9 protein-coding genes are annotated in these 11,904 nt (G+C 41.8%); 8 read left to right on the top strand and 1 reads right to left on the bottom strand.

Annotated features, from left to right (window positions below; all coding sequences use genetic code 11):
• Positions 1 to 37: 37 nt before the first annotated feature.
• From J582_RS14565 to lpxC, 5 genes are all read left to right on the top strand, one after another.
• On the top strand, positions 38 to 964 hold the full coding sequence (locus tag J582_RS14565) for a D-alanine--D-alanine ligase (protein WP_000063661.1): 927 nt from the start codon (positions 38 to 40) through the stop codon (positions 962 to 964).
• A gap of 2 nt (positions 965 to 966) precedes the next feature.
• On the top strand, positions 967 to 1,821 hold the full coding sequence (locus J582_RS14560) for a cell division protein FtsQ/DivIB (RefSeq protein ID WP_004884912.1): 855 nt from the start codon (positions 967 to 969) through the stop codon (positions 1,819 to 1,821).
• Positions 1,822 to 1,881: 60 nt separating this feature from the next.
• Positions 1,882 to 3,144: a cell division protein FtsA gene (gene ftsA / locus J582_RS14555; protein ID WP_032048150.1), complete on the top strand. Its 1,263-nt coding sequence runs from the start codon at positions 1,882 to 1,884 to the stop codon at positions 3,142 to 3,144.
• A 164-nt stretch (positions 3,145 to 3,308) separates the two neighbouring features.
• Positions 3,309 to 4,484 (top strand): cell division protein FtsZ, encoded by a 1,176-nt coding sequence (gene ftsZ, locus J582_RS14550; protein WP_002053783.1) that lies wholly within the window; start codon positions 3,309 to 3,311, stop codon positions 4,482 to 4,484.
• A gap of 110 nt (positions 4,485 to 4,594) precedes the next feature.
• Positions 4,595 to 5,497, top strand: a complete 903-nt coding sequence (lpxC, locus tag J582_RS14545; RefSeq protein WP_031982274.1) for a UDP-3-O-acyl-N-acetylglucosamine deacetylase — start codon at positions 4,595 to 4,597, stop codon at positions 5,495 to 5,497.
• 97 nt (positions 5,498 to 5,594) lie between these two features.
• Here lpxC and J582_RS14540 read toward each other — a convergent pair whose 3' ends face one another.
• Positions 5,595 to 6,035, bottom strand: coding sequence for a DciA family protein (locus J582_RS14540; protein ID WP_004711488.1), 441 nt, complete (start codon positions 6,033 to 6,035; stop codon positions 5,595 to 5,597).
• Between the two features lie 107 nt (positions 6,036 to 6,142).
• Between J582_RS14540 and J582_RS14535 the strand changes: the two genes are divergently transcribed.
• The 3 genes from J582_RS14535 to J582_RS14525 all read left to right on the top strand — a co-directional run bounded on the left by J582_RS14535 (position 6,143) and on the right by J582_RS14525 (position 11,788).
• Positions 6,143 to 6,835, top strand: coding sequence for a M23 family metallopeptidase (locus tag J582_RS14535; RefSeq protein ID WP_031982272.1), 693 nt, complete (start codon positions 6,143 to 6,145; stop codon positions 6,833 to 6,835).
• Positions 6,836 to 7,085: 250 nt separating this feature from the next.
• Positions 7,086 to 9,803 carry a pyruvate dehydrogenase (acetyl-transferring), homodimeric type gene (gene aceE, locus J582_RS14530; RefSeq protein ID WP_002053926.1) on the top strand — a complete coding sequence of 906 codons (2,718 nt, stop codon included), beginning with the start codon at positions 7,086 to 7,088 and terminating at the stop codon, positions 9,801 to 9,803.
• Between the two features lie 2 nt (positions 9,804 to 9,805).
• Positions 9,806 to 11,788, top strand: coding sequence for a 2-oxo acid dehydrogenase subunit E2 (locus J582_RS14525; protein ID WP_032048149.1), 1,983 nt, complete (start codon positions 9,806 to 9,808; stop codon positions 11,786 to 11,788).
• Positions 11,789 to 11,904: the final 116 nt, after the last annotated feature.

Here is an 11,904-nt window from a genome sequence, read left to right as displayed (position 1 = left end):
ACAAAAAGTATTGAATTATCGGGTTAAGGATTTAAACGTGTCAAATGCTACAAAATTCGGCAAAGTTGCTGTGTTACTTGGTGGAAAATCGGCTGAGCGTGCTGTGTCTTTAGATAGTGGTCAGGCAGTTCTGGACGCTTTGTTACGTTCAGGTGTTCAGGCTGAGGCATTTGATCCGCAAGACCGTAGCGTGACTGAACTTGTAAACTATGACCGTGCATTTATTGTATTGCATGGTCGTGGTGGCGAAGACGGTCAAATCCAAGGTGTGCTTGAGTGGTTAAACATCCCTTATACAGGAACGGGTGTACAAGGTTCTGCAATAGGCATGGATAAGGTTAAAACCAAGCAAATCTGGCAAGGTAGTGACTTACCAACTGCACCATATCGCATTATTACTAAAGAAACAGATCTAGACTCAGTCATTGCTGAATTAGGTTTACCTGTCATTATCAAGCCTGTACATGAAGGTTCAAGTGTAGGCATGAGTAAGGTTGAAAAAGCTGAAGACTTTGCAGCAGCAATTGAAAAGGCAACTCAGCACGATGCTGTTGTCATGGCAGAAAAATGGATTACAGGTCGCGAATTTACGATTTCATTCTTAAATGGTCAGCCTTTACCTGTTATTCGTTTGCAGCCACCAGCAGATGTTGCTTTTTATGATTATGAAGCAAAATATCAACGCAATGATGTCGAATATGGCATTCCTTGCGGTCTTAGCGAAACCGAAGAGAAAAAACTACAAGCCTTATGCTTACGCGCTTTTCAGGCTGTAGGTGCAGAAGGTTGGGGCCGTATTGATGCAATGCAGGATGAGCAAGGTAATTTCTGGCTTCTAGAAGTAAATACTGTGCCGGGTATGACCAGCCATTCACTTGTGCCAAAAGCTGCTAAAGCCGTGGGCTATAGCTTTGATGAATTGTGTGTTGCAATTCTTGAGCAAACATTGGAAGGTACGGCTTAAATATGGCACAACTTCCGGCTTCCATGCGCCGTAAACGTGCGGCGATTACCTCCATTCATGAAAAACCGCCTACGCGCAAGCAAAAGCTTGCCAATGCTGGCGGATGGGTGCTGTTGGTTATTGCCTTTTTAGTCTTGGCGGTCGGAATTTACGGTCTATATAAAGTTATTACTGATGCAACTGTCGCAAAGCTTGAGGTGGTAGGTTCAACAACTCCGGTTGAGAATCAGCAAGTGATGCGATATGTGCAGCCGATTGTAAAAGATAATTACTTTACGTCTGACTTAGAGCAGATTCGTGATAAAGCATTAGAAATTTCATGGGTAGACCGAGTTGTCGTATCTCGTGCCTGGCCAAATGGTATTCGTGTTCGTGTGATGCCTCGACATGCGATCGCCCGTTGGGGAACAGGTCGCTTATTAAGCGATGGTGGTGACGTATTTAGTGAGGCAGAACCGAGACTTCATCCTGAGCTTCCGCTGTTACATGGTCCAGTAAGCCAGTCTAAAATGATGATGCGACGCTATAATGAAATTAATCAGTTATTCCATCCTGTTAATTTGCGTTTAAAAGAGTTATATCTAACAGAGCGAATGACTTGGTTTATGCAGTTTGATTCTGGTTTGCGAATTATTGTTGACCAAGATCAAACAATGAATAAATTGCAACGTTTAAGTCACTTGGCACAATCTGACCTAAAACCTGTGTGGACGAAAATCTCAGCCATTGATTTGCGATATCGTAATGGATTATCTATTCAATGGAAGAATGCAACCCCACCTAAAATTGTGAATGGTCAGTTTGTTGTAACGAGTGATGACACAAGCATTGCAGGTGGTGCAAAAGCAAAGCCATAATACGTGGCTTTAAAATAGGCAATTTGCCTGGTATTAGACAACAAAGAAATGGTATGAGTGATGAGTGAAGCTGTTCCCTCAGTTGTTGCGATTGACATTGGGACGCATAAAGTTTCAGTTTTGATTGGAAAAATTCATGCGCCGGATAACATTCAGGTTATCGGTATGGCAACTGCTCGCAATCGAGGCATGAACAAAGGAAAAATTGTAAGTCTCGATAAAGTCATTGCTGCGATTAAAAACGCCGTTGCTGAAGCGGAAAATATGGCCGAATGTCGCATTCATAGTGCGTGGGTCTCTATTCCGAGTACCGAGTTGCAAAGTTTCTATGCTTCTGGACGCACACCTGTTGCTAACCCAGCACATGTGATTACAACCAATGAAGTTGTCCGTGCATTAGAGTTAGCAAAAGCAAGTCATGTGACTTCAGACTACTATCTAGCGAGTGCAGTGCCACTCGGGTTTGAGTTAGGTGATTCTGCAGAATGGGTCCAAAACCCAATCAATATGACTGCTCACAGCATCACTGGCCACTATCAGCTCATGATGATGCCGATTGCCACTATGCAAAACCTTGATCGTGCTATGAAAGGTGCGAACATTGGTGTTGAGAAAATGGTAGTTTCTTGCTTGGCTACGGCTGAAGCAAGTTTGCTGAAAGATGAAAAAGAATATGGTGTCTGTCTTGTTGATATCGGTGCAGGTATTACCAACCTGGCAGTTTATTTAGATGGCCGTTTGGCTTTAGCACGTACATTACAACGTGGTGGTGAGCATGTGACACGTGACATTGCTGCTGTGTTGCAAACAACTACTGAAGAAGCTGAACGCATTAAAATTCTGCATGGCTGTGTTGATCTAAGTGCTGTTAAGCCTGACCATATGATTCAAGTTCAGGGTATTGATGGCCCTCAAACGATTAGTCGTATTGAGTTATCAGAAATTATTATTGCGCGTTATGAAGAGATTTTTAGCCAGATTCGCGAAGAACTCGAACAAAGCGGTGCAATCCATGGCCTGTATCATGGTGTAGTGTTGACAGGCGATGCTTGTCAAATCGAAGGTATGGTAAGTTTGGCTCGTCGTATGCTGGGTGTGTCTGCTCATTTAGGTAATCCACCATTACAGGTGTATGCTGATGATCAGCATCAGGCTGCATTACGCCGATCAATGTATGCGACAGCAGCTGGTTTGCTTATGTTTAGCCAAAGCGAATTACAAGAAGCTGTTGAGGAACCTGAAGAGGGGAATGACCGTTCGGTATGGGAACGAATGGTGAATGGCTGGAATGCGTTTAATAGCAAACTTAAAGCCATTTTTTAGGATGTATGGATTTATTGGTAGAATTGTTAGGAAGTTGTAAGAGAAAACCACTGTACTTGACAAGGTTTGTATTGCACAGCATTCTTAAAATTAGTTATTTTTGAAAATCAAGGCAGTATACGGGCTGAAGTGACTGCCATAATGTATTAGGAACCCTAAAGGTCATGGCCTCATTTGAATTTATAGAAGATGAACTAAACGATGGCAACGGTCAAGCCCGTTTCACTGTATTTGGTGTAGGTGGCGGTGGCGGTAATGCCGTTCAGCACATGGTACAGTCTGATATTCAGGGTGTTAAATTCGTTTGTGCCAATACAGATAAACAAGCACTTGACTGTATGAATGCCCCTTTCAAAATTCAGTTAGGTGAGCAAAGTACACGTGGTCTAGGTGCTGGTGCTAACCCTGAAGTAGGTCAGGTTGCCGCAGAAGAAAGCCGTGAAATTATTCGTCAGCACCTTGAAGGAACTGACATGGTATTTGTAACCGCTGGTATGGGTGGTGGTACAGGTACTGGTGCAGCTCCGGTTGTTGCCGAAGTTGCTAAAGAAATGGGGATTTTGACTGTTGGTGTTGTAACAACGCCATTTAACTTTGAAGGTCGTCGTCGTCAAAAATCTGCTGAGCGTGGTATTGAAGCGCTTGAAGCACATGTTGATTCATTGATTATTATTCCTAATCAACGCTTATTAAGCGTGTATGGTGATATTTCAATGAAAGATGCCTATAAAAAGGCAGATGATGTATTGTTAAACGCTGTACGTAGTATCTTTGACCTTGTGGTTAACCGTGGTCACATTAACCTTGACTTCGCCGATTTGAAAACTGCAATGAGTACTCGCGGTTATGCAATGATGGGTGCTGGTTTAGGCCGTGGTGAAGACCGTGCTCGTCAAGCTGCTGAACAAGCCATCCGTAGTCCACTACTTGATAATGTGAATATTATTAATGCAAAAGGCGTGTTAATTAACATTACAGGTGGTGATGACATCACGTTACGTGAAACTGAAATCATTACTGATGTGGTTAACCAAATTGTTGACCTTGATGAAGGCGAGATTTTCTACGGTACAGTATTTGATCCAGATGCGCGTGATGAATTACGTGTAACTGTGATTGCAACTGGTTTAACACGTAATGCAGCTGATGCAGAACCAAGAAAGCGTAATACTGTAAGTCATACAGCAACTCAATCTGCACAATCTGTAGATGAAGATGACGTTCCAGCAATTAATAAGCGTCAAAATGCTGAAAATGATGTGAATAATGCACCAAGTTCATCACCGCGTTCTTCTCCAATGAGCATTCAAGATTACTTGAAAAATCAGCAACGTAAGTAATATAGCATTCAATCTATTAAAAGGCAGTGTATAAACACTGCCTTTTTTTATTTTTGATCAATGACTAAATATGCTAACGTATAGCGGTTTTAAAAAAGAAGTTACAAAGCATGGTGAAACAGCGTACTCTCAATCGTGTGGTAAAAGCGAGTGGAATAGGTCTTCATAGCGGTCAAAAAGTGATGATCAATTTCATTCCACATACCGTGGATGGAGGTATTGTATTTCGCCGTATCGATTTAGATCCACCTGTCGATATTCCTGCTAATGCATTGCTGATTCAAGAAGCATTCATGTGTTCAAACCTTGTTACTGGTGATATTAAAGTAGGTACCATTGAGCATGTGATGAGTGCGATTGCCGGTTTAGGAATTGATAATTTAATCGTGGAAGTGTCAGCATCTGAAGTCCCCATTATGGATGGTAGTGCTGGACCATTTATTTATTTGTTAATGCAAGGTGGCTTGCGTGAACAAGATGCCCCGAAAAAATTTATAAGAATATTAAAGCCAGTTGAAGCTTTAATTGATGATAAAAAAGCGATTTTTAGACCACATAATGGTTTTCAACTCAACTTTACGATTGATTTTGATCATCCTGCCTTTGCAAAAGAATATCAATCTGCGACTATCGATTTTTCTACTGAAACCTTTGTGTATGAAGTCAGTGAGGCACGTACTTTTGGTTTTATGAAGGATTTAGATTACCTCAAAGCAAATAATTTAGCTTTAGGGGCAAGTCTAGACAATGCCATTGGTGTAGATGATACAGGTGTTGTGAACGAAGAAGGCCTACGATTTGCCGATGAATTCGTTCGTCACAAAATTTTAGATGCAGTAGGTGATTTGTATTTACTTGGTCATCAAATTATTGCCAAGTTCGATGGCTATAAATCAGGACATGCTTTAAATAATCAGCTATTACGCAATGTTCAAAGTGATCCGAGTAATTATGAAATTGTAACATTTAATGACGAGAAAGACTGTCCAATTCCATACGTGAGTGTGACATAAGTCATTGTCTTTATTTGGCTATGTTATAATGTAACAATAAAAACTGTGATTTTAATCACATAATAAGAACGATTCTAATTAAGGAATAGAAAGCTCATCATTTTTTATTGCTTGCCAAACGTAGTAAAGCTTGGCTAAGCTTAGGGTCGCTCACGAAGTCGGCAGCACTACGTAACATTTCTTGTGTTTCCGGGGGGATGGATTTAGAAGGCTCAGATGGGGGCGCTGTAGGAATAGTTTTATTTCTTAAGCGAACTTGAATTCTTTGTAGGTCTTTTAGTCCTTCAAGTTGAGATAATTTAGATATATATTGGCTCTGTAAATAGCTGAGTTGACTAATCATTGCCTGATTTTCACCAGTAATAATTAAAGTGCCATTTTGATAACACACGACCTGCCATTGTTCCGGTTGGGGCAATAAGGGTTGGATTATTTTCGTAAGTCTTTGCCATTGCGCGACTTGCGTTGTTAGAAACGTAAGGTTTCCTGTTTTTATGTGTTTTCCGGATTGTTGAAAAACGTTATCGGGTTTAGACATTGATCGTTCTCGAATGGTTTCTTGTCCTAATCTTAAGCGTTCATTTCAACCGATATCAAGGAAGAGATCATAAGGAACTTGAGTAAGAACAGTTTCAAGAGGTTTTTATGCACACGCGTCGTATTTTATTAGCGTTTTCACTTGCCGCTTCGGCAGCATCGGTTGCTTTTGCAGATTATCAAAATATTAACCAATCTACTGACTCAGATCGATTGGAACAGTTATCAAAAACATTATCTCAAGGTTCATATACGCATCCTGATGATTTAGATCTTCCGGCAAGTGCTAAAGTTTCAGTCACTTTACGCCCAAAAACAGTTGAGCTCAACAATGACTCACTGGCAAAAAAATATGGTCATACGACTGCAAAAAATTCTTTTAATGCCTCTTCTTCAAATCCTTATTCTTGGTTAGTTTCTCATCCTCTTCCGGATAGCGTACGTGTTTCTTCTAACTTTGGTGGCCGTACCATGGGTGGTCGTGCAGAGCATCATGGTGGTTTGGATATGTCTGCGCCAAGTGGTACACCGATCTATGCAACTGGTCCTGGTATTGTAACTAAATCAGGTTGGGGTACAGGTTATGGTCAATATGTTGAAATTAACCACGGTAATGGTTATTTAACACGCTATGCACACGCTTCACGTTTAATGGTTCGTGTGGGTGATCAGGTTTCTGCTGGTGATCATATTGCCAATGTGGGTTGTACAGGTCGTTGTACAGGACCGCATTTACATTATGAAGTAGTTAAAGATGGTCAACGTAAGAATCCATCAACTTACTTAGCAATGTTGCCTTAATAGAGTTTCATAAAAGTTCAAGGTTATTAAATTTATGAATCTGAAATGAACATAAACCTTTCTTAACGCAATGATCGTATAAAAAAACGCCAATATTGGCGTTTTTTTGTTATTTTGTTTACTGCTCGGTCAATGACTATTCATTCAGAAAATAATAGAGCCCCCTCACATTCACCCGTGGCAATAACTTGAGAGGGGCAAAACGTGATAAAAATACAAAGTAGATTAGAGAACAAGGAACAGGTGAATTATGGCGTTTTACGGTGACTCCGACGCACAAGAAACCCAAGAATGGCAAGATGCATTCGATTCAGTTTTACAACATATGGGAACTGAGCGAGCGGCATTCTTGTTGGAAAAACTTTACCAACAAGCAATTGCTAAGCATGTTCCAATTCAACGTCTCAATACACCTTACTTAAATACAATTTCTGTTGAAGAACAACCTGCAATGCCAGGCGACCAAGATATGGAACGCCGTATTCGTGCATTGATTCGTTGGAATGCCTTAGCAATGGTACTTCGCGCGAATAAAACAGGTGATGATTTAGGTGGTCACTTGGCGAGCTTCGCATCAAGTGCAACATTATATGACGTAGGTTTTAACCATTTCTTCCGCGCAAACAGCGATAACTTTGGCGGAGATATGATTTATTACCAAGGACACTGTGCTCCTGGTATTTATGCACGTTCATTCCTTGAAGGACGTTTAACTGAAGAACAGTTAAGTAATTTCCGCCGTGAAGTTGGCGGTAACGGTTTACCAAGCTATCCACATCCGTATTTAATGCCGGACTATTGGCAGTTCCCAACTGTATCAATGGGTCTTGGTCCAATCATGTCGATTTATCAAGCGCACATTCAAAAATATTTGATGAACCGTGGCCTGATCAAAGAAGAAGATCGTAAAGTTTGGGCATACCTCGGCGATGGCGAGATGGATGAGCCAGAAAGCTTAGGTGCCATCTCACTGGCTGGTCGTGAGAAGCTTGATAACTTAATTTGGGTAGTGAACTGTAACTTACAGCGTCTAGATGGTCCTGTACGTGGTAACGGTAAAATTATTCAAGAACTTGAATCGATCTTCCGTGGCGCAGGCTGGCGTGTCATTAAAGTAGTATGGGGCCGTCATTGGGATCCACTACTTGCTAAAGATACAAGCGGTGCATTAAAAGCACGTATGGAAGAAGCTGTTGATGGTGACTATCAACGTTATCAAGTAAAAGGTGGCGCGTATACACGTGAAAAATTCTTTGGTAAGTACCCAGAAGCTGCGGAACTTGTAAAAGATTTAAGCGATGAAGATATTGATGCGTTAAACCGTGGTGGTCATGACCCTTACAAAGTTTTTGCTGCATATGCAGAAGCGATGAAAGCGAAAGGCCAACCAACAGTGATCTTGGCGAAAACCATTAAAGGTTATGGTTTGTCTGAAGAAATTGAAGCGGTAAACAAAACACACCAAATCAAAAAGATGCAAATTGACTCTTTAAGATATGTACGTGACCGTTTCAATCTTCCATTTTCAGATGAGCAATTAGAAGAGCTTCCATTCTATCGCCCAAGTGAAAACTCTCCAGAAATGAAATATATGAAAGCACGTCGTGAAGCTTTAGGTGGATACCTGCCTGCACGTCGTCGTGAGAGTGAATCTTTAGCAATTCCTGAATTATCTGTATTTGATGCAGTGTTGAAAGGTTCGGGTGGCAAAGAGCAATCAACTACTATGGTGATGGTTCGTTTAATTGCTGCTTTACTTAAAGAAAAAGCGATTAAAGACCGCGTAGTGCCAATCGTTCCAGATGAAGCACGTACTTTTGGTTTAGAAGGTATGTTCCGTCAGCTTGGTATTTATGCTGCTCACGGCCAAAAATACACGCCAGAAGACCAAGAACAGTTAATGCATTACCGTGAAGCAAAAGACGGTCACATGTTACAAGAAGGGATCAACGAAGCAGGTGCGATGAGTGCATGGGCTGCGTTAGCGACAAGTTATTCAACTAATAACTTGCCAATGATTCCAATGTACATGTATTACTCAATGTTTGGTTTCCAACGTATTGGTGATATTGCATGGGCTGCGGGTGACGCACAAGCTCAAGGTTTCTTGTTAGGCGCGACTGCAGGCCGTACGACATTGAACGGTGAAGGTTTACAGCACCAAGACGGTCATTCACATATCTTGGCAAACACGATTCCAAACTGCGTGTCTTATGACCCATGTTTTGGTTATGAGTTAGCGGTAATTGTACATGATGGTTTACAACGCATGTATGTGAACCAAGAGCGTGTGTTCTATTACTTAACAGTAATGAATGAGAACTACGAGCATCCTGAAATGCCAGAGGGCGTTGAAGAAGGCATTAAACGTGGTATGTATTTATTCGAGAAAGATGAAAAAGCAACTGTCCAGTTACTTGGTTCAGGTGTAATCCTTCGCGAAGTGATTAAAGCTGCGAAAATCTTACGTGATGAATACCAAATCCATTCAAATGTTTGGAGTGTAACAAGCTTCAATGAGTTAGCACGTGATGGTATGGCATGTGAAGAATACAACCGCCTACACCCACTTGCTGAAGAAGTTAAGGAATCTTGGGTATCTAAACAATTACGTGGTACGGAAGGTATCGTAGTTTCTGCTACCGACCATATGCGTGCTTATAGCGAACAAATCCGTGCGTATCTTCCAGATGGTCGCCCATTTGTTGCATTAGGTACAGATGGTTACGGCCGTTCAGATACACGCGCGAACTTACGTAGTTTCTTTGGTGTTGATGCTGCCCACATTGTTGTTGCTACTTTGAAAAAATTAGCTGACGAAGGTGAAGTAGACGCACGTTTGGTGAAAGATGCAATTTCTAACTTTGAGTTAGATACTGACCGTCCGGTTGCATGGGCTCCACAAGCACATCCGGAAGTTCAGCCAGTTGCTGAATACAATGAAACGCAAACAGGTGAGGGGAACTAAGCATGCAAATTAAGACCCCTGATATTGGTGTAGATAAAGCAAACGTCGCTGAAATTTTAGTAAAAGTTGGCGACCGTGTTGAAGTTGACGACAGTATCGTTGTGCTTGAGTCTGATAAAGCAACTGTTGAAGTGCCTAGCACTTCAGCAGGTGTCGTAAAAAGCATCTTGATTAATCAAGGTGATGATGTGACTGAAGGTGTTGCTTTGATTGAGATCGAAGCAGAAGGTGCGGCACAAGCAGCTCCGGAACCAACACCAGCTCCTGCGGCTGAAAAGCCAGCTGCTCCAGCACCTGCACAGCAAACTCAAGCTTCAGCTCAACCTGCTGCCTCTACATCAACTTCTACTGTTGAAGTGACTGTACCTGACATTGGCGTTGAAAAAGCATTGGTTGGTGAAATCCTCGTTAAAGTGGGTGACCAGATCGATGTTGAACAAAGTATTGTTGTTGTAGAGTCAGATAAAGCAACTGTGGAAGTTCCAAGTAGCGTTGCTGGTACTGTAGAAAGTATTCAAGTGAAAGAAGGCGATACCGTTAAAGAAGGTGTTGTTCTTATTCAAGTGAAAACAGCAGCTGCATCTAATGCGCAAGCAGAAGCTCCTGCTACTACACCAGCTCCAGCTGCAGCCGCTGAACCAGTTGCTACAAAGCAAGAAACTGTTGCGGCAGCTGCTACTCAATCTGGTCCAGTTGATATCAATGTTCCTGACTTGGGCGTAGATAAAGCAGTTGTTGCTGAAATCTTAGTACAAGTTGGCGATAAAGTTGATGTAGACCAAAGCCTTGTTGTAGTTGAATCAGATAAAGCAACTGTGGAAGTTCCAAGTACCGTTGCTGGTGTTGTAAAAGCAATTCACTTGCAAGCAGGCCAACAAGTTTCACAAGGTATATTGCTTGCAACAATTGAAGCTGAAGGCCAAGCACCTGCTGCTGCACCAGCGGCAAAAGCAGAAGCAGCCGCAGCTCCACAGGCAGCAGCACCTAAAGCAGCTGCTCCTGCTACAACACAGTCTGCACCTGCGGCGCCTACATCTGGCACTGATAAGTTAACGAAAGAGCAAGAAGCAGAAAACGCTAAAGTATATGCAGGTCCTGCTGTTCGTAAGCTTGCTCGTGAACTTGGCGTGATTTTGTCACAAGTTAAAACTTCTGGTGAGCATGGCCGTGTAGTTAAAGAAGATATCTTTGCTTATGTGAAGAGTCGTTTAACGGCACCACAAGCGGCACCAGTTGCTGCGGCTGCACCAGCAGTTTCGGGTTTACCAAAGCTTCCTGACTTTACTGCTTTTGGTGGCGTGGAAGAAAAAGTACTGACGCGTCTGCAGCAAGTATCAATTCCGCAGTTGTCTTTAAACAATTACATTCCACAAGTAACTCAGTTTGACCTTGCAGATATTACTGAGTTAGAAGCTTGGCGTGGTGAGTTGAAAGACGGCTTTAAGAAACAAGGTGTGAGCCTAACAATTTTGGCATTTATTGCAAAAGCTGTAGCACACTTGTTGAAAGAAGAGCCTTATTTCGCGGGTCACTTGGCAGATGATCAGAAATCTGTATTACTCCGTAATGAAATCCATATGGGTATTGCTGTTGCAACTCCAGATGGTTTGACAGTACCTGTACTACGTAATCCTGACCAAAAATCAATTAAGCAAATTGCTGTTGAATTAGGTGAGCTCAGTAAAAAAGCGCGTGATAAGAAATTAACACCGAAAGATTTACAAGGTGCTAACTTCACGATTACAAGCTTAGGTTCAATTGGCGGTACAGCATTTACCCCACTAGTTAACTGGCCACAAGTTGCAATTTTGGGTATTTCACCTGCAACGATGCAGCCTGTATGGAATGGTAAAGACTTTGATCCACGCTTAATGTTGCCGTTGTCATTGTCTTATGACCACCGTGTAATTAATGGTGCGGATGCAGCTCGCTTTACAAATAAACTTACGAAACTTCTTAAAGATATTCGTACTTTATTAATCTAATGCTTTGAAAGAACATACTAAAACCTCGCTTCGGCGGGGTTTTGTTTTAATGTCTGTTTGACTTAATTTTTAGGTTAATCTACACATTAAGCAGGATTTATCGAGAGTGAGGAAAA

Source organism: Acinetobacter sp. 1566109, from assembly GCF_000582255.1.
Classification (GTDB): Bacteria; Pseudomonadota; Gammaproteobacteria; order Pseudomonadales; family Moraxellaceae; genus Acinetobacter; species Acinetobacter nosocomialis.
The sequence above is the reverse complement of the archived record's forward strand: the minus strand, read 5'-3'. Positions and strand labels throughout refer to the sequence as shown.